This window comes from Spiroplasma eriocheiris (assembly GCF_001029265.1).
GTDB classification, from domain to species: domain Bacteria; phylum Bacillota_I; class Bacilli_A; order Mycoplasmatales; family Mycoplasmataceae; genus Spiroplasma; species Spiroplasma eriocheiris.
This window is the reverse complement of the sequence record NZ_CP011856.1, coordinates 512,556-533,815: the sequence shown is the minus strand read 5'-3', so window position 1 is coordinate 533,815 and position 21,260 is coordinate 512,556. Positions and strand designations below refer to the sequence as shown.

The 21,260-nt window shown below is 27.9% G+C and carries 11 protein-coding genes; 3 read left to right on the top strand and 8 right to left on the bottom strand.

Going from position 1 to position 21,260, the window contains the following annotated elements; all coding sequences use genetic code 4:
• Nucleotides 1-48 precede the first annotated feature (48 nt).
• Together SERIO_RS02450 and SERIO_RS02445 are read left to right on the top strand one after the other, a co-directional pair.
• On the top strand, nucleotides 49-468 hold the full coding sequence (locus SERIO_RS02450; protein ID WP_047791320.1) for a hypothetical protein: 420 nt from the start codon (nucleotides 49-51) through the stop codon (nucleotides 466-468).
• Nucleotides 469-543: 75 nt separating this feature from the next.
• A complete protein-coding gene (locus SERIO_RS02445) occupies nucleotides 544-957 on the top strand; it encodes a hypothetical protein (RefSeq protein ID WP_047791319.1) in 414 nt (137 codons plus the stop codon).
• Between the two features lie 49 nt (nucleotides 958-1,006).
• Here the strand turns inward: SERIO_RS02445 and SERIO_RS02440 are convergent, their stop codons facing one another.
• The 5 genes from SERIO_RS02440 to obgE all read right to left on the bottom strand — a co-directional run bounded on the left by SERIO_RS02440 (nucleotide 1,007) and on the right by obgE (nucleotide 14,085).
• Entirely contained in the window at nucleotides 1,007-5,701 is a 4,695-nt protein-coding gene (locus SERIO_RS02440) for a hypothetical protein (RefSeq protein ID WP_047791318.1), read from the bottom strand.
• Nucleotides 5,702-5,915: 214 nt separating this feature from the next.
• On the bottom strand, nucleotides 5,916-6,293 hold the full coding sequence (hpf, locus tag SERIO_RS02435; RefSeq protein WP_047791317.1) for a ribosome hibernation-promoting factor, HPF/YfiA family: 378 nt from the start codon (nucleotides 6,291-6,293) through the stop codon (nucleotides 5,916-5,918).
• A 222-nt stretch (nucleotides 6,294-6,515) separates the two neighbouring features.
• Complete coding sequence (locus tag SERIO_RS02425) at nucleotides 6,516-11,816, bottom strand: hypothetical protein (protein ID WP_047791315.1); 5,301 nt, start codon at nucleotides 11,814-11,816, stop codon at nucleotides 6,516-6,518.
• A gap of 210 nt (nucleotides 11,817-12,026) precedes the next feature.
• On the bottom strand, nucleotides 12,027-12,779 hold the full coding sequence (gene nadE / locus SERIO_RS02420) for an NAD(+) synthase (RefSeq protein ID WP_047791314.1): 753 nt from the start codon (nucleotides 12,777-12,779) through the stop codon (nucleotides 12,027-12,029).
• A gap of 1 nt (nucleotide 12,780) precedes the next feature.
• Nucleotides 12,781-14,085: a GTPase ObgE gene (gene obgE / locus SERIO_RS02415; RefSeq protein ID WP_047791313.1), complete on the bottom strand. Its 1,305-nt coding sequence runs from the start codon at nucleotides 14,083-14,085 to the stop codon at nucleotides 12,781-12,783.
• A 219-nt stretch (nucleotides 14,086-14,304) separates the two neighbouring features.
• On the opposite strand from obgE, the gene SERIO_RS02410 reads away from it, so the two are divergent.
• Nucleotides 14,305-15,750: an APC family permease gene (locus SERIO_RS02410; RefSeq protein WP_047791312.1), complete on the top strand. Its 1,446-nt coding sequence runs from the start codon at nucleotides 14,305-14,307 to the stop codon at nucleotides 15,748-15,750.
• Nucleotides 15,751-16,513: 763 nt separating this feature from the next.
• Here the strand turns inward: SERIO_RS02410 and SERIO_RS02405 are convergent.
• From SERIO_RS02405 to SERIO_RS02395, 3 genes are all read right to left on the bottom strand, one after another.
• Nucleotides 16,514-18,136, bottom strand: a complete 1,623-nt coding sequence (locus SERIO_RS02405; RefSeq protein WP_047791311.1) for a BglG family transcription antiterminator — start codon at nucleotides 18,134-18,136, stop codon at nucleotides 16,514-16,516.
• 74 nt (nucleotides 18,137-18,210) lie between these two features.
• On the bottom strand, nucleotides 18,211-19,143 hold the full coding sequence (gene pfkB, locus SERIO_RS02400) for a 1-phosphofructokinase (RefSeq protein WP_047791310.1): 933 nt from the start codon (nucleotides 19,141-19,143) through the stop codon (nucleotides 18,211-18,213).
• Between the two features lie 71 nt (nucleotides 19,144-19,214).
• On the bottom strand, nucleotides 19,215-21,245 hold the full coding sequence (locus SERIO_RS02395) for a PTS fructose transporter subunit IIABC (RefSeq protein ID WP_047791309.1): 2,031 nt from the start codon (nucleotides 21,243-21,245) through the stop codon (nucleotides 19,215-19,217).
• Nucleotides 21,246-21,260 lie beyond the last annotated feature (15 nt).

Below are 21,260 nucleotides of genomic sequence, written 5' to 3'. Positions count from 1 at the left end.
TTTTATATAATTGTTAAGTAAAGGATTATGATAGAAAAGAGTGAAAAAATGGGATTAATTGGAAATTTCTTATACCGGTTACGGAAAAAAGAACAAAAGCATAAAAAACATTATCGTCAGTTTCATGAAGAAAATTTATTAATTGTTAATGGCATTATTAAAAATGTGAATATTAAAACAATTCGTACTTTTCGTGATAAGTTTGAAAATCTTATTCAACCAAAAGCCATTAATGTTAAAAATGGTTATCTAATTCGCAAAGCCCATGCTTTTAATAGTTTTGGGATCTTTTATAAATTAGATGTTGTTTTTTGTAATAAAAACTTTCAAGTTATTAATTTAATCCCTAATTTTACTAGCCAAAAAGTTAGTCATTACTTTTCTGAGTGCTACTTTATATATTGTTTCGCCCCGGGAATGATTAACTTCTTAGAAATTAAACAAAATGATATTGTACGAATTAGTTAAAAATATCAAGGAAAATTAATTATTAGGATATAATAAAAGTATTGAAAGATTATTAAATAAAAAGGAGAAAAATATATGGCAAAACTAAAATATGCTAGTGTCTCAGTTAGTATTACCTTCCCAAAAGTAATGGTCTGAGTGGCAGGTGTGTGACTATTCCTATTAGCAATTTTAAATGCTTGTGGAGTTCCGAATACTAATACCGCAATGTATCAAAAAAATAGTACCACTGATCACGGAGCCATTGTCTTAATTAGTGCATTTCTATTTACTTATGTGACAACTTTTGTTAAACATAAAATTGGAAAATTAATTGCGGGAGTTGTCTTCTTAGGCTTAGCGGTTGTGGGAATTATTGGCGTGTTAGTTACTTCAACTTCAAGCACTTCAACATGAGTAATTTTCGTTGCTGAATTAATTGCAATTATTGGATGTATTATCTGAATTCTTGAGGGTGTTGGTGTTTTAAAAGTAACAAGTACTAAATAACAAGAAAAACTTTGCTAAATGCAAAGTTTTTTTATTTAAGTAATTAATATTATCTGATGCTTTCTTCAACCGGGCGTGAAGTGCTTGATTTACTTGCTTTTTGTTGGGTTCACATTGTAGTTTTTTCCTTAATAATATTTTTTGCTAAAATTTCGTATTGGGCGCGGTCACTTGTTAAATCATAAACCATATTTAATGCTAATAGCGCACGTTTATACAATAATTGGTTTACTTTACTATTTTTAACTTTTAAATATTCACTCCATGTTGCTAAAACTTTTGTTTTTAAAACTCGATTTTGTTTGTGGAGATTTTCTATTTGTTTAGCTAAATTTTCTTGCTTAATATCATTAGCCAATGGTGTTCGTAAAACACCCGTAGTATGTAATTTTGTAATTTCTGCTTGATTTGCTTTAATTTGGACTTGGTAATTTACTAAATCACTTAAAAGTTGCCCAATTTTAGGATGTTTTATTCACTTTAAAATATCTTGGTAAAAGGGATAACGTTCAATTTCAGCGTGAGTACGGTCCTGAAATAAATCCATTCGAATAAATAATTGACATTCTCACCAGATTTTGGCAGCCAATGGATAAGTTAAATCAATTTTTTGTTCCCCGTCGCGTTTACATAGTTGTTGATATTGACTTTTCTGATACTCATCAGAAAAGTCAATTAGTTCTCCTTGATAAGAACGGTCAATTTTTCAAGTTTTTGCTGCTTCTAATAAGAAATCATCTTCATTACTAGTTAACAGTGTTGTTGTACTAGCACGGAAACTTAACACATTATATTCAGATTTTAAAGCCGCCAATAATTTAAGATATTGTGGTTGCTGATATTCGGCAGGGGTTAAATTTGCTACTTTTTTAAATTGTTGAGAAAAACGTTTGAAGATTTTAGTTAGATTTTCTTTACTAGCAGTAGATGACAATTCATTATCCGAAGCACTTGGCAAGAAACTATTTTTTAGATCTTTACATGCATTAACTAAATCTTCAACTGCAATTCGTTTTGCTAAAATTTGCATTTTAGCAGTTAATAATTCTTGGAAAGTCTCAAAATCGGTAGTATTTTGCCGAATTAATGCTTGTTCAGTAGCAGTAAAATAATCCCTAGTTTGTTTAGCAGCGATGTTATCAAAAAGTTTAGTAAAATTAGTTTGGAACGAATCATTAATAGTAGTTAGTTCAGCATACGAAGCCCGTAAGTCAACATACTCACTGTCTAAATTAATGCTCATTTCTTGAACTTTTTTGCTAGCTGCTTGAAGATCATCCCCAAACTTATGGATTAAAGCAATGTCCCTACTAATTTCAGGGAGAATTTCATATTTAGGAACAATAATTTTTTTAACTTCCAAAAAATTATTTTTAACAGTGTGATAATGTTTAATTAATTTTTCATATGCTTGTTCAGCTTCTTTATCATAAAAGCGGGCTTTGATTTTTAATAATTGTAATTTTTGCTGTTCAAATTCCATTATGATATTTTCAAAATTGGTTCAAATTCTATTATATTCAGTTTGATCAAAAACCGAATTATTTTCAACTAAAATTAATAATTTTTTAAATTCTTCATTTTCAATTTTAGTTAATAGCGCGGTACTTTTAGCAATTAACTGTTGAAAAGCCAGATAATATTTTTCTAAATATTTTGTTTTTACTTTCGGGTCTAATCCGGCGATTGGTCAATTACTATGCTCTTCAAACAAATCGGCATAATTAACTTCTGGGGTTTTTTGTTCAATATTAATGTTATTAATCGCAAGGATCTGTTTTAAGAAATTATCTAAATATTGGTTTTGCCCCGGACTAATTTTAAAATAATCATAATATTTTTTAGTCAAAACAGTTGTTAAGTTAGTTGCTTCTAAGTCGGGATTTTTTAACATTTCTTGGATAATGTCATCTAAAAAATTATTCGTATTTTTAACATAGAGTAAACCATAACTTTTTTGGTCAGCCGTTGGGACCATCTGAAAATCAAATGGCGCCCCACTAAGTGGTTGTCTACTTTCAGCAATTACTTCAAGATATGTTTTAATAAAATCTTGGTAGTTGTAATTTTTAATGGTATCAAACCATAACCCTAATTTTGGATTGCTTGTTATTTTTAATAAAAAATTATAAATTTCTTTAATCATTGCTTGTAATTTTTCAAAAAAACGCGGGTCAGATTGGTTATATTTATAAATTTCATTATGAGCCAATTTTTCAAAAGGATAAGTGGGGACTGCCAATTCCCGGCAAACTTTTTGTTGCAAAAGTCCGGCCGGGGTCATTATTGGATCAATAATATTGGTTCGCAAACGAGCAAAGGCTTCTTGCAAAGTTGCGGTTGGAATCGGAGTTGGGGTCATTCCGTGCTCTTGAATTTTTTTGATCCCCGCCTCATATTGTTCTTGTAATTCCGTTAGTTTTGCAGAATCAAAAAACATTTCATCGGTGCCTAAATTTTTAAAACTAGGATGATTAGCTAAGAAATTTTGGAGATGATTAATTAATTCTGGTTCAGATAATGTTGATGGTGATTTCGCAATAATTGCTAAGAAACTCTGTTTTAATTTTTCTACTTCAAATGTAATTCCAAATTTAATATCTCTAAAATAATGGTTAATTCCTTGTAAATATACATCATGATGAACAAAATTTGCTTTAAATCTAGCGATACTTGTTTTAATACGTGCTGTCAAATCAGCAAGTTCTTCGGAATGTATTTCCGAATTCCCAGATGTCCTATTGCGTAATAGATAAAATTCTAATTCCTTAGCTAATGTTGGGTCCAATATAGCAAGATATTGATTAGTTACCTGATATAACTCTGAATCTACTGTCATATTTTCTCAATTATCAAAAATTGCATATTTTGTGACTAAAGTATTAGTTAACCATTTTTCTAATTCAACATATTTATTAACAAAATTTGAAAATTGTTCGTATGACACAAAACTATTCGGAAGTGAACTAAAAGGATGGTTTGCAATTCGTGCTTGGTATTTTTCAAAAGTTTTTGTTACAATTACTTGTTCAAAATAAAGGTATAATTGGAGAGCAAAATGATTATAAATATTAACTTGCTTAATTGAATGTTTTGCCTTAAAGTCAGCAATTTGAGTAATATTATCATTACTAAAGTTTGTACAATTAACTAAATTAAGCGTATCGTGGTCTTGATCTAAATATTGCTGATAGTCAACAGGAATTTGTTGTCAGTACCAACGATATTTTTGAATATTTTGAACCAAACTACTAACATCAACTGTTGATAATAAGTGAGCATCTAAATTATGATAAAAACCATGATATTTTTTTAAAACAACATATTTTAAAATATCAAATGCTTCATTCGGCGATGTTTTAAGCGTTTGACGGAGATGCTCATTAATTTGAGGAGTTAAAATATCTGTCTCCTCATCTAAAAATTTAACATTGGCTTTAATATCTGAGGTTTGTAACTTTGCTTGTACCCTCGCTTTTAAAATATCCTCATCTTTTTTTAATTCTGTCCATGTTTTAATTTCTTTTGCCACCAAAAATCTATAAGCATTTTCACGAAGTGAATGCTGATGATCCACAGTATCAAGTTGAGTTTTAAATTCATCTCATAACTGACGGCACTTTGTAGTTACTACTTCGGAAAATTCCCAATAATTAGTAGTTTCATCATTATTTAATAATGTTGTAATAACATAGTCTTGAATAAGATCACGAAAATGATCAAAATCAAAATTTATTCAAACATTAACCTGGTAGTCTGGTAATTTAACAGTGGCTAGTTTAATTTGTTGGACTTCTTCTTCATTAGGTTCTTTACTAATTATATAGTTAATATTTTTATCATTAATAGTTGTCTCCTGATTATATTTTAGATATGAAGATAAATAAGTTTCAATTCTTTCGATATTCAACTCATCTGCTAACGCAGGATTAGTTACTAAAATATTTTCTTTTAAAAATGTTAAATAAAGTTGTAATGTTTGACAATATAATCGATGTTGGGGTGCTTGGGTTCATTTCTTTTTTTCTAACTCTTGTTGCATAATTAAAAATGAGCGTTTTTGCTTAGTAATTGTTGTTTTTAAATTTTTTAACTGCGTAATAGTAGTTAAAAAAGTATTATTTTGACTCGTTGAAAAATCAGCATTTACTGTTCTATCACTAGCTGTTGCTGGAGAACTTACCGTAGTTGCTACAGTAGCCGTTGTGAATTCGTCAATTGCATCCTTTTGTACGGCGGCTGGGGTGATAATTCGCTGCATAATTTGATTTAATGAATCTTCAATAGTAAGATATTCTGCTGCTAAAAATTGATGGTCCAAAAAGTCACTCAAAACAGCAGTATCTTTATATCTTAATAATAAGCGATTATTTTCATACGCTGTTTTCATTAAATTATCCATTTTTGTTAATAATATTGTTCTATTTGCTTCATTAAAAGTTGCGGGGGGATTATCAAAAACTGCTTGTAATTCTGCAATCGCAGTTAAATTAGCCAGTAGTTTGGTTAATAAATTATTATATTTATTAATTTTGATGGTTGCTTCGGAAAACCGGTTAAATTCTTGTTGAAAACTAACAAGTTCATCAATATGTCCGTTAAAATTAGTTAATTTTTGAGCTAAAATAGTTAATCCTTCATTAGCGTGCAGATTTGTTTTCATAATTTTTTTCTTATTTAAGAAATTGCTATTTTGTCTAATGATGTCTTGCATTTCTTTAATATTTTTATTTATATGGTCCATCGGGATTGCCTTCTTTCTTAAAATAAAAAAAATTAAAAAATGCCTAATAAAAAATTACTTTTTATTAGGCATTATCTATGCTCAATTAAATTATTTCTATATAAATAAATATCTTTATTTATATGGTTTAATTATAGCATTGATAATTTAATGAATAAAATTATTCTAGTTTATTTTTTTTGAATAAATTAAATGTTAAAAAAATCAAATAAAATTAATCATCATCGATTTCAATAAAATCATTGTCTTCTTCTTCAATCGCATGAGCAAAGGACTCAACTTTTTTCCCATTCCCATGATAAGTTTTGTCTTTAATGCGACGAATTTGATCTTCCATTTTTTTGGATGCTTGTTCAACACCTTTATAAAAGTCATCGGTAGTTACTTCTGCTTTTAAGAAGTTATTTTTTCCTTTTATATCAATTGAACAATTAATGTGGACTTGATTTTCTTTATAAAATTCAATATCCATTTGAACTATATCATTAGGAGATACTTGACTATATTTTTCTAATTTATCAAATACTGTTTTAATATGATCTTGCATTGCTTGAGTTACTTCAAGATTTTTGCCTCTAATAGTATATTTCATATGACATCCTCTTTTCTATGTCTTAATTATATGCTATTCCTTATTAATTTGACAAGCAAAATTCTTAAGATAATTATTTTTATTTAACAAGGTTTTCCTTATCATTGTTACTTATTACTATAGATTCTGAGTTCTTACTGCTTTTAACTTGCCATTTTTCTTTTCTTAGTTGCAAATAATAATTTTGATAAAGATCTTCAAAACTACCAATAGAATTTAAAATTAAAGAAACTTTTTCAAACAATTCTTTATTTTTGTTTTGTATTTGAAAATATTTATCTCATTTTTCATTAGATGAATTATTCATACATGTTTCGACAACTTTGTATCATTTGGCAATGGGGTCATAAATATTAGCAAAAAATTTAGCTCGTTTCTCACCTCAGCACATAATTCTTGATCCTTCATAATACATTTTTTTGCTTTTCAAATTTTTATTACACTTAATTTAGGATATTTTTCGAATATTTTCTGATCTAAAGGATCATTTTTTATAAAAGTATGCTCAATTAAATTATTATTTTCTTTAAGATTATTCACTCAGATTTCATTTGTCTCTTCAGATAAAATATATAATTGTTCATTATAATATTTTGCAAAATTAGATTCTTTACTTATCTTATCATTCATTTTATTTAAAAATTCTTTGAATTTATCATTAAAAATTACTAAATTTTTATAATTTTTATTAATCAAATTCTGGATTGTTTTTTCAGAAAACTGATAAATTAGTTCTTCAAAGTTATTCATACAACGATGAATTTTTAAATGCATCTCTTGATATGTTATTTTAAAGTTAGGGTCTTTTTCATCTCAAGAATTTAATGTTCTCTTCATAGTATCAAAAAAATATCCTAATTTGTCATAAGTTTTAAAGACATCCGTAAGTTTATAAAGCATTTCTTTATATCTCATAAGTTCTGGCAATTTATCTTTTCATTTTTTTATAAATTCTTGTTCAGTTTCTGTTAAATAACTATCCACTGTTAAAAAATTAATTAACTTATTATAAATGTTTATTGCTTGTTCTAAATCTTCAATTTCTATTTCGTCAAGGTTATCTTCAGTTAAATTAAGAAATTTTTCTTTTTGTTTTAAAAAATTCAATAACTGATGAACTTGCTTTTCATTCTCTTTTCATTCTTCAATTTTTTTAATTTTTTGGTTAATTGCCAGTATATTTTCTTTAACTTCTGATTCTATTTTAGAAAATTCAGCAATTCTTTTTTGAATGCTTTGGAAAAGTTGCTCAGTATTAGTTGAAGAACTTAAATACTGGTAAAAATCTTTTTCGTTAAAAATATGTTTTAGGTTATTCATATTATTATTTCAATCATTATAATTATTTTCAATTTTTGTTAGATTCTCTTTTAGTAAATCAATATTAAATAATTTATCTTGCGGAAAAAGTTCGACATAATTAAAAATCTCATTAATTTCATCATTTATTTTTAAATTTAGTGATTTATCAGTTGCTAAATAATTATTAATAAGTTTAAATTGAGTTAAAAAACCTTTTTTGCTGTTTAATTGGGCAATTATTTCATCCATTTTTGCCATAGAATTAGTTACATAATTTTTGTACCAAGTTGAAAAAATAACAGTGTCTGCAATTAGTTTTTCTTTTCCTCATTCTATTAAATTAAAAATTTTAGCAGTTAATTCTTTTTTTCCAATTTCATATTGTTGAATTATTTTATCATACTCAGCCTCCTCAAAAATAAAATTATTAGTTAAATAATAATTAAGATTTAAATTTTGATCATTTATAAATTTATTTAACTCTCCTTGAATTAGTTTTAATTTTTTCTCAAATTTATTTTTATTATATAAAGTTATTTTTGCTATTAGTTCTTCTTGTTCAAGGGCATTAAATCATTCTAGAGGTTGTTGAACATCTATCATGATATTACTATCAGTTTTAATAATTTTGCTGCTAAAAGTAACCAATGGTTTTAAGATTTCCGCATTTGCTTGGCGATCAAATAAAATTGCAAACTGCTGATGAAACATTTTGTTGATAACTGCTTTTATAAGATGATTTTCAGTTTGGGAAGGATTATTTAGCATTTCTTGAATAATTTCTTTTATTAACTTGTGATTATTTTTAGCAAATAATAGTGCAAAGTGGTCATTATCATTACTATCATTTGAACTTAAATAATAAAATTCAAAGGGAGAAATTTCTCCGTGCAAAATTTTATTAGAATATAAATCTTCAAAAGAATTAATAAATAGTTTAGGGTCAGAAATTATGTTTTTTCAAAAACTGTTAGTTGTTTGAGCATTAAAAAGGCTTAGAATAAAATTAAATAGCTCTTTTATTATTGTCGTAAAAACTGTTAAGAATTTATCACTCGTTTGGTTAAATTTATAAATTTCCTCAGGATTACTTACCTTATATAATACTTCTGAAGAATTAGTTTGCAATTCTGCTTCATATAAAGGCAAAGCATTATCTGAATTCTCAATAAATTTAGGTAATTCTCATTCTATAAATTTATTAATTTTATTCGAGTCAATTTCACTAACATTAACTCCTAGTCTTTTTAGATTATCAACAAAATTATTATATTCTAATAATTTTGTTGATACTTCTGTATCAAGAATTGCATTAGCTTCTACTAATTCCTTAATTATTTCATTAATATTATATTGACTATTTTTTCATTTAATTACTGTATCTTGGACATATTTTTGGATAGCCTTTAACGCACCCATAATTTTGCTGTGCTTGTTAGATAAAATTCCAATTAGTAAGGGAAATTCAAGAATAAATGAACTAATTTCATTATTAATATTAGAATTAATTATGCTATGAGGACTTTTTTTATAATTAATAAAGTTGTCATATAAATCCTTATTAATAATTTTTATAACTTTTTCCAGAAAATTATTTAAATCTGGATCATCCTTTACTATTTTTTCTTGCCAATTAGAAAATATATCGTTTATTTTATTTTGTCCTACATAAGAATTAATATCACTAATTAATATTTTTAATTTTTGGTTAAGGTAACTTAAATCATCATAATTTTCAATTACTAAATCTTCATCAGTAATTTTTGCATGAGGATTAGTATATAATCGTTTTTCTTGAAGAATATTTTTTATATAATTATCTATAACAATATGGATATTTTTAGCACAAAAAGTTTTTAATTCTTCTGTGATATATATCATTAATTTTGGTAAGTAATGAGTATCAAAATTAATTTTTAATGCTGGCTGGGCAAGTTTTAAATGTTTAATTTTTTCAATCTGATTTGAACTAAAATCATCTAAACTTATAAAATTTATGACCCTTAAATCGTTATCAAATATTTGTCTTTGTTCAAGGGGAATGTTTTTAAAATAACGAGGGTTATCATTAATAGTTTTTATTATTTTTTTAACATCCACTAACGTTAAAAGCTGAGTGTTTAAATCATGCACAAACCCGGGATATTGATCTAAAATAACATATTTTAAAATTTGAAATGTAGAAAATGGAACGCCGTTTAAAATGTTTCTATTAAGATATTTCTTAATTTCCAATCTCATAATTTGTTGATTATCATTGAGATTACATAAATTTGCGGTAATTCCCATTTTTTTAAGTAATTCTTGATTTTCTTGGAAAAGATCATTTTTTAGTTGAGTAATTGCTTCCGAGGTTAAAATATTTTTATTAACTAAAAATTGGGTAAGATTTTCACTAAGAGATAAATTATCGTGGGTTTGCAAAGTACTTCTAAACTCTTCCATTAATGAATCATAATATTTCTGAGCTAGTTCAGAATATGAATCTTTTTGAAAGATATTTTTATTGATAATTTCTTCTTTAGTTGTAGCTTTAATATGGTGATTTAAAACTTCGTTAAATTTATAAAATAATATTTCATCAAAATTAATTCAAATATTAAATGTATAATTATTTTCTGCTAAAAGTTCTTGTTGTCATTTAATTTGAGCCAATTGGTTAGGTGTTAATTTTGCAGAAATTAAATAATTAATATTTTTTTCTTCCGATTTTAAGGGATGGTGATATATTTGATAATCGTTTAAATTATTTTTTAATTTTTCAAGATTTAATTTTTGTGATAATTCTGAATTATTATTAATATATTTATCTAAAAATAAAATATATAATTGTAAATTTTGAAAGAATAAATTATAATTATTATCATTTATTTCGTCTTGGATAATTCCAATATTATTTTCCACTTTAATATTTGGCGACTCATTGGCAATTCAACTATTTTTTAAATTTTTTAAAAAACTAATAATTTTTGGAGAGGTCACAAGAGGTATCCCATGTTCTTTAATAACATTATTGACTTGCTCTGCTTCTTTTGAATTAAATTTTATACTATCAAACCGTAAATTAGAAGAAGAATTTGTGGTATTCTCTTGAAGGTCATTTTTTAATTTTGAGAAAATAAGTTCGTCAGTTACTCGTGGACTATCCATCCCACATGCTCATTGGGAAGTAATTAAATCAAAAGAATTATTTTTTGGTTTTAACTTTCCTTGCTTAATTTTAAGTTTGTCAATGTCATTATTATTTTTTGCAATTTTTTCATTTAGTTGGTCATACTTTTTTTCTAAAGAAAATTCTAATATTTTTTCTTTTTTAATACGAATAAGTTCATTAGCAATTCGCTTTTGTATGACTTGATATTTACAAGATTCAATTTGATTAATAATTAAAAGATCATCAATTTTTTCTATAATTTGTGGAGAATTTTTAATGTTTTCGTTATTTTTTGACTTTCTTAAGATATTACCGTTTTTTTCTATTCTTTCTAATCTTTCTTCACACCAAGAATGATATTTTTTATACATCATTTCAATTTCTAAAATTTTTTGTATTTTTTGTTCAAACATTTGAGTTATGATTTCTGGCTTTTTTTCTTGTGATGCTTTTATTTTATTATTCTCAATCTCATTATTAATCTTTTTAACTTGTTTGTATAATTCAGAAATAAGCATTTGATAATTTTGGGATTGGTCATTTTCGTGGCTAAATTCTAAATTGATTAAAATATCCTCAATTTCAAAGGAATCTTCTCCAAATAATTCCACCATATTGTGATTTTTTTTGGCGTGGCCAAGACTTGTTAAGAATTTTTCTATTATTAAGTAAAGTTCATTACTAAAATCATTCGTTTCTTTACGTAATATTTCTAAATATTCAAAGCAATTATTAATGAGCGCTCTTGATAAATTTTGATTAGTTTCTCAGTATCTTTGAATTTGTTCTAATTCTTTAATTAGTTTTGTTAGGGCATTTTTTGATATATAGTATTTATTTTGTTCCTCACTCAATGGTTTTGAAAAATTGGGTTGGGAAGTAATAACATTATCATTATTTGCTTTAATTAAATTAAATAAATCAAGTTCTTTATTATATAATGCCTCTAATGGCTCTCGTGCTAAAGAATTATTTTGACTATGATTTATTTCATTAGTTAATATTTGTCTATTATTATTTAAGATGTTTCAAGTATTTGTAATTAAAAAAGTTTTTTTGCTTGGCATAAAATCATCCTTCCGTTCAAAAATTAAAATGCCTAAATAAAAATTGCTTTTTTATTTAGGCATTATTTATGCTCAATTAAAGATAATGTAAATAATTTTATTTACACTTTTATTTTATAATATATAACACTTTTAAAATTTAGAAATAAATCTTTTTTTAAATAAATAATATGTATTAAAATTTATATTAAAAATAAAATAAGACTATAATTAGTTTTCTTTAGGATATTTTAATTTACTAAATGGTTGCGCAGGCGCCTGTGCTAATTTTCTTTTATGCTCCGAAATGGCATGTAATTTTTGAATTTTTTCACTAATGGTTGGGCTTATTTCAAAACCTTGTAAATAATCATCAAGTTCTTGATAACTAAAACCTAATTCATCTTCATCGGTTTGGTTTTCTCATAATCCCGCTGTTGGTTTCCGAGTAATAATTTCTGAACAAACACCTAATAATTCAGCTGTCTGACGGACTTCCCCTTTTAGTAAATGAATAATCGGTACCAAATCAACTCCCCCATCACCATACTTAGTAAAATAACCAATATGTCATTCATCAGCATTATCTGTTCCTAACACTAAATATTGATGAGTTTGTCCCAAAGCATATAATGTTGTCATTCGTAAGCGGGGTTTAATATTGGCTAAGGCTAATTTATTAGGTGAGGATAATGATAAATTTTTTACTAGTTCATCGTAAGTAGTTGTTAAATCAACAACTTGGGATGTTAACTGGTGATGATTAACTAGTTTCATACTATATTCCTGGTCAACCGGATTAGAATGACAAGGCATTATTACGGTTAAGTGGTTGTTGGGAAAGGCTTTTTGCCCTAATAATGCTACGAGCGCAGAATCAATTCCTCCTGACAAACCAATAATAACACCCCGACAATTAGCGGCGGCGACTTCTTGGCGAATTCAAGTAACTAAATAATCTAAATAATCTTGTAATTTTTTCATTTTAACCATCCCATTCTAATTCATAATCAAAAATTTTAACTGTATCACCGGGTTGGGCTCCTTTGACACGTAACATTTCAAATACTTTAAGATCTTGCAGCTTTTTATTAAATAATAATAAGTTATCATAAGTTGAAATTGGTGTTTTATGGTAAGCTTTAAAAACACTTTCCCCCTCAACTTTTCAAAGGCCATTTCCCAAATTAATAACTTGAACATCTGGCTGCTTTTCTTCATAAGTATAGTGTTTATAACTAGCATCATTTGTTGGTTCTATTTCTCCAAGTTGCCATAACGCTTTGTTTTCTTTAATTTCGGCTAAAAAATCCCCAATCCGGTTTAATAAAACATCCAAATTTTGGTTTAATAGTCCACTTGTTTCAATAATATCAGCATTTTTAATTTGTTTTTTAAATTCTTGTAAGTTTTCGCGGGCATTATCAATATCCATTTTATTAGCAACAATTAATTCTTTGCGGAGTTCTAACTTATAATTGTATGATTTTAATTCATTTTGAATTTTATGATAATTATCAACAACATTTTCAGTTCCATAGTTCCCAGACATGTCAATTACATGCACAATAATTTTACACCGTTCAATATGGCGGAGAAAATCATGACCAAGTCCTTTTCCTAAACTAGCCCCTTCAATTAACCCGGGTAAATCAGCCACCACAAAACTGCGTTTTTTGCTATCCTTAGCGACCCCTAACTGGGGAGTTAAGGTTGTAAAGGGATAATCAGCAATTTGCGGTTTTGCCTTTGATATTTTTGATAATAAAGTTGATTTACCAGCATTAGGGAGTCCAACTAACCCGACATCGGCTAAAACTTTTAATTCGCAGCGAACCTCAAGGCTTTCGCCAAGATCCCCAGCTTCAAAAATGGTAGGAGCTTTATTCCGTGAGTTTGCAAAACGGGCATTACCACGGCCACCTTTACCACCCTTTGCGACAATGCATTCTTGATTATGTTCCAAAATATCACAAATAATTTGATTTGTCGTATTATTAATAACTAAGGTTCCTAACGGAACTTTAACATATTTATGGGGAGCATTCTTACCATGCATATCTTTAATATCACCTTTTTCACCATCTTGGGCTTTAATTTCACGTTGGTATTTGAGATCTAATAGGGTGTTCATTCCTTCATCGCCAACAAAAATAATGTCACCGCCATTACCACCATCGCCACCGGCTGGCCCACCTTTGGGAACATATAACTCACGACGAAAAGCGACCGCTCCATCGCCACCTTTTCCAGCTTGTAATTTAATTGTTGCAACATCAATAAATTTCATTTATCTACTCTTTTCTTTCTATACTATATCTATCTTACCCTAAAATTATTAAAAAGTGCTAAGATTATCATTTAAAATAACCATTAATTTTAATAAGAACCCCCCGTCAGCAAGAATTCCAAAATTAATTTTATTACAATTTTTAAATTTTATAATATAATTATATTCTAAACTACTTTGAAAACTATCAATTATGAAAGGAAAGGATGTGATTAGTTAGTGGGTAGGAATAGAAAACATCTAAAACTTTTTGAGTTTTTAACTGTGTTTGCGACAATGATTGGGATTGTTGTGGGGGTTGGAATTTATTCGAAAAATGACCTCGGGGAAGGTCATGTGTTAGGAATTACTCAAAACCCAGTTATGGCAATTATCTTATGAGTCATTGTTGGAATTTTAGGAATTGCGATGATTGTTGCTTTTATGGAAATTGCTTCATCCACTAAAAAAGGCAAAAGTGGAACCTTAGCTAACTGATTTGGTCATTTTGTTAATCGAAAAACCGGATCGTTAGTAGCAATTTTTAATATCTTAGGTTATATACCTATTATTTACTCAATTTTATCGTACTTAATTATTGATTTTATATTAATTGCGTTAAAAGTAACTCTGAATACTGAAGTTAAATTAATTATTTTCTTAGTTGGGGGTGTGGGAGTAATGAGTTTATTTGGAATTGCCAATGCTTTTACTCGCCATTCAGGGAAAATTATTCAAATTATTGGTTTAGGAATTAAATTATTCCCGTTAATTATTGGATTATTTTTAGGATTCGTTCATCCAGCCAGTGATAACTCATTTAATGAACCAACAATGCGGAGTTGACACGCTGGAAATTTCTTTATTGCAATTGCACCAATTTTATTCTCTCTTGATGGTTTTATCTATGCCGCAAATTTACAAAAAGAAGTTACTAATAAGCAACAAGTGCCAAAGGCGTTGTTTTGTGGAATGGTATTTATTATTGTCTTTTATGTTTTATTATCAATCTCAATCTTCTTAGGAACAAATGATGGTAGTTTATTTACCTTGTTTGCTAATACATTAGCTGGATGATTTACCAGAGTAATTTATTGGTTGATCGTGATTTCCGCGCTTGTTAGTTTAAATGGGATGACCTTAACGGGAGCCAATGCCATTCATGCTGCTTCCGAAGATAAGTTCTTTTTCTTTCAAAAAGTAATTTCGTTAAAATGATCAGCAATTTACCAAACTATTATTGGGATTGCGTGATATTTAATTGCGGTATTGGTTAGTTATTTTGCCACTGGTGATTTATTCTATATTATTGACCAGTTGTCAAATGCAATTACAGTTCTTGATTTTGTCTTTTATGGTCTATTAATCTTAGCAGCCATTGTTAATCGGATTCGAAAAAAAGTCCCTGTTGATAAAACCCGCATGTTTTGACCGTTCGCAATATTATCCGTAGTAATTTTAGCTACTTTTACTTCTTATATTATTTACTCAATTTTTGCTGAACCAGGAGGAATTACCCGTTGGTTCTTATTAGGTACGATGATGATTGTGGTTATTGTGTGAGCAATTAATGAATATTTAATTAAAAAAACCCAAAAATCAGAACCTGAAGCAAATGCCGAAGTTGATCCGACCTTATTAAATTCAGAACTGGTTAAATCATCACAAACCCTTGAAACATTATAAAGACTATCCATTAATAGTCTTTTTTTCTGGCTAATAAAAAAAGACCTTTATCGAGGAATAAAGATCTATTAAAATTATCATGTTTTTTTGAACTTAAATTTAAATAAGTGAGAGGATATTTTTTATAAAGTTCAATTTATTATTAAGCATAAGGGTTTTGAGAATAACAGATGTGCTAAAAAATTAAATATTATATAAGAGTTAAACAAATTCAATGTAGACGAGAATGAGTAAATAGCGACATATTAAAATGGAGATAAGAATAAATTTTTATAAATTATATTTAAAACTAAAATATAAAACTTATGATTATTTTTTAACAGCACCTGTTATTTGTTATAATATATTTCTTATGATAAGTTATTTTAATGGGGTATATTAATTTATATGTATTTTCGAAGGTAAATTTATAAATGTTATATATGAATAAGTTTGTTATTTTAATGCACTATAGCATGCATCGTTAATACTTTTATAAATATAATATTTCAATACAGATACCTCTTTCCTTGATTAAATAATTTTCGCATTCGTAAATAGTTTTTTGCAGTTTATATTTATCAATTGATGGGGTACCCATATGAGGATCCCACCTCCTTTCCTATCATAATTATTTTTTAATCAATAATGTATCTGAGAAAAGACTTGCTGTTCGTTTTATAAATCTCTTCCTAATATAATTAAATCATTGAAAAGCAAAATTTTTTTTATTAAAAATAAACTTATTTTTTGTATGAAAAATAGAAACCACAAATTTTATGGTTTATTTTTTTGCTAAATAAAATAATTGTAAAAGAACTTGAACTTTTTCTTCACTAGTAGCATCTGATTCAAGAATTTTATTAACAATCATTTTTGCTTTTTCAAAATCTAATAAATCTTCAATTGCTAAACTTTCTAATTTAATTTTAGCTAACATATCTTCTAAATTAGTATTTAAAGAAAAGTAAATTCCCTTGTTTTCTTTTTCAATGTTAACATCATTACTAATTTTTAAATAATAATCATAATGATTTTTATTTTTATAATAATTATTTAACGAAATGATTTTATTAATATAAAAGTTAGGAAACATTTCAGTGGCCTTTGCTTTTAATAAATTAGCTAAACTTCCTTTCAAATCAGTAACCAAAATTGCTTCTTGACGAATAACATCTTTTTGGGGAAAAGTATTAATATATGGAATGAAGATAATGGTAAACTCAATAATTTGTTTTTCAATTAATTCTTTATTAATAACTTCTTTAATGTTTTTATTTAAATTAGTAGTTAAAAACTTAAACAAGGTTTTATATTCCACCCGGGAATTAATAAAATCTTGTTTTAACTTTGTGGTAGCATCAATTGTCCACAAATTTTCTCATTGGTATTTTGTCCAGATTAAAAACCGAAATAACCGTTGTTGGGCATCATGACGATTGATAGTATACCCTTCTTTTTCGAGATGATCAAATAATCGTTGCAAAAAATTAGTAATGACTTGGTATTCATAACCAAAGTCATTCGTGGCAACAATCATTTCATGTTTTGATAAAAACATATTTGATAAAAATAATTTTTCAAATTGATTAGAAGTAAATTCAACATTAAAGGTTGTACAAATTTCATCAATAACTTGACTAGCAATATTATATGATTTTTGATGTTTATAAAACTGTTCATGGTCTGCCAATTGGGCATATAACTGCTGACCTTCACTAAATTTTTCTCGATATACCAAGGTGATAAATAAAATTAAGGATAACGTATCTCACCCAAGTTCAACAAATGATAAATCATTTTTATGAGATAATAAAATATTTTTTATTTTTAAAAAGTCTTCATAACCATATGGCAAATTAAACTTGTTAAAAATAAAATCTAAAATTAATTTACTACTTTTATTTGTATTAATTTGAATACTAAGATTAATCAATAATTTCCGTTTTGATAATTCATCACCACAAAAGAAATACCCGTTACCACTGTTTGAAATTAAAATTTTATCATAGTGATATTTTTCGCGAATCGTTTCATTAATTTTAGTAATTAATTTAAAAGCACTATTCACACTAATGTTTAATAATTTACTAATGGTACTTAGTTTGGTATAGTCATTTAAAAAGACATAAGTAACTAAGATGTAACCACCAACATTACTATTTAAAAAGATGTCTTGTTTTGAAGTAATTAATTCATAAATTTCTTGAAACTCTTCTTTAGTAATTTTAGTAACATTCAAAGTTTTGTTTTTGTGCTTTAAGGCACTATTAATGTGATTTAAGTGATAATAAAAATCACCACGTGATATTTTAATATGATTTAAGAAATTTTTAATTTTCTTAAAAGGTTGGTCCAAATTTTCTTTTAAGGCTTCTAGGATTTCCAAATCTTTTGAATCTAACATAATTATTTTTTCTCCTTACTTTAATTATATTATTAATTTTTTCTTTTTAAAAAATAAAATAAAAAAATGTAATATTATTTTATTACATTTATTTTAATTTGTCCCAATAATTTTTTAACTTCTGTGTTTTCAGCAATCCCTTTGGTAAATGCTGTTGCCGCTCCGGCACTCGCACTATACACGAGTGCTTGATCAAAAGCATGATGTTTTAAGTAAGTTCCAATAAAACCAGCAACCATCGAATCACCAGCTCCCACAGAATTTACTAATTGTCCATGAGCACTATTAACTTGATAAATATTTTTATCTGTAACTAAAATACTGCCCTCTTTCCCATTACTAATTAAAACATTTTGGGCACCCATTGTTATTAATCGTTGGCCAAGATTAATGATATTTTTTTCTTCCTTAAACTGATAATTAGTTTGAAAGAGTTCATTTAATTCTTCAAGATTTGGTTTAATTAAAAACGGATGATAGGATAATGTTAATAATAAAATTTCTTTAGTACTATCAACCACAAACATAATATTATTTTCAGCACAATGCTTGGCAATCATCGCATACAAATCACGGGGACATCCCTGGGGAACTGAACCCGAAATAATTAAACAGTCATTAGCCTTTACATTTGTTTTAACTACTTCAATAATTTTTGTAACATCTGGTTGGGAAACTTGAAAACCTAAACCATTTAATTCAGTTTCTTGTTTAGTAGTTAAGTTTTTTATTTTTAAATTTACCCGGACCTTCCCAGAAACCTCCACAAAATTACTATTAATATTTTTTGCTGTTAAATATTTTAAAAATTCAAGCTTACTATCTTGTCCCATTCATCCTAATACTGCTGTTTCACATCCTAAATTTTTTAACATTACTGAAACATTAATGCCTTTTCCGCCAAGAACTTCATATTCATTCAAAACTTTATTTGTTATTCCTAAGTTAAAAGTTTCAGTTTCTACAATCCGATCAATAGCGGGGTTTAAAGTTAAAGTATAAATCATTTTAATAACCTCTTCTCCTTCCACAATTATATCTAAATAAAACCCAAAACTTAATTTGGGTATCAACTTTCTTAAAGATTAATATTTAATTTTCCCTTTTTAATATCATGCATTCTTCAAAAACTTAAAACACATGTTGAGGCAATCGCTCCTAAAATAATTGCTAATAAATAGAAAACAATTCCCATTCCAATTTGTAAACCAGTTCCACTAAATAGGTTTGATCGTAGGAGAGCAAAAACAAAGATTCCTCCGTGCGGAGCACTTAAACTAACTTGGAATGCCATTGTCACAGCACCCGTAATTGCTCCGCCTACCATCATTGCCGGTAATACACGTTTGGGATCTTTTGCCGCATAAGGAATTGCTCCCTCGGTAATAAAACACAATCCTAAGAACCAGTTAGCACGCGATGCTTCGCGGTCTTTTGGTGTTCATACTTTTTTAAATACTAAACATGAACAAGCAATTGCTAATGGGGGTACCATTCCAGCTGCCATTACAGAACCCATAATACTTGGTTCATAAACAAAACCAGATTGCCCAACATCCGGATTAATTGATAATGTTCCTAATGTGTAAGCTACTTTATTGACCGGCCCTCCCAAGTCAACACACATCATAAATCCTAAAATTAATCCAACAATAACTGACACATTATATTCATTTAATTTGGTTACCCCTAATTTTAAACCATAAGCAAAATAACCTAATGGAATGTTTAAAGCAAACATTACGACTCCAATTGCTAAAACTGATAGCACCGGAATAAAAACAATATCCTTAACTCCCCGTAAGGATTGAGGAATTTTTTTAAACATTACTGTTAAACCATACACAATAAAGGCAGCTGCATATCCTCCGACTAGTGCGCCAATAAATCCTGAATTATATTGTAATCCTGATGGTAATAAACTTCCCCATTCATTAACTCATTTAGTGGGGTCTTGACCCGGACTATATAACATTTCGGGTGCAGTGGCTGCTAAACCAGCAATCATCCCCGGTAACAAACCTTGGGGACCAACAATTGAATACGCAACATAGGCTCCTAAAATTGGAATCATCATTGCAAAGGCAATTTTTCCCAATCCGCTAAATCAGCGGGCAATTGGACGGTTAGTTCCAAAAGCGCCACCCGTATAACCCGAATCTAATAAAAATCCAATTCCTAAAATAATACCACCAGCAACAACGAATGGTAACATTCGGGAAACTCCACCTAATAAATTTCGTGAAACATATTTAAATTGTTTTAAAGAAATTTCACCAACTTCATCACCAGCACCTTTATTTTTAATTGTTGTTAAACGATCATGATTTAAATATCGTTTAATAACAGCTTGGCCATCATAGATAGCATCTTTAGTTCCAACTTCAAGAACTTCTTTATTAGCAAAGCGCCCTAAGTTAGTAACTGCCTTATCAGCGGCAAAAATAATAATTTTAGCATTGGCAATATCTTCTGCTGTTAACACTGATTCGGGTCCACTGCGACCTTGGGTTTCAATTTTAACTGTATATCCCATTGCCTTAGCCGCTTCTTCTAATTTTTCTTTAGCCATATAAGTATGAGCGATACCAGTCGGACAAGCAGTAATTCCAATTACATCATAATGTTGATTTGGTGCTAGCTTATTTGTCACTGGTACTTCTTTATTTTGAAAAGCATTAATTAGTTCTTGATAAGATGCGGCATTTCTAATTTGGTTAATTGTATCCTTATTAGTTAAAAACATTGCTAACTGAGATAATGCTTGGAGATGTTCTTCTCCTTCTTTTGCCGGGGTAACAATCATAAAAATTAAATCAACTGGTTTATTATCTAAACTCTGCCAATCAATTTCCATAGCCAAGGTCATAATAGCAATAGTTGGTTTAATAACCGCTGAACTAGAACAATGTGGAATAGCAATTCCATCCCCAACACCGGTTACGCCCTCTTTTTCACGCTTATCTAAATCTTGTAATAATTGGTATTGATCATTTACAATATTATTTTTAACTAGTAACGTACTTAACTCTTCAAAAACTGCGGTTTTTGTTTTCACAGTTCCTTTAATAATTGTTGTTGTCTCATGAAAATAATTAACAATTGTCATTCAATATCCTCTCCT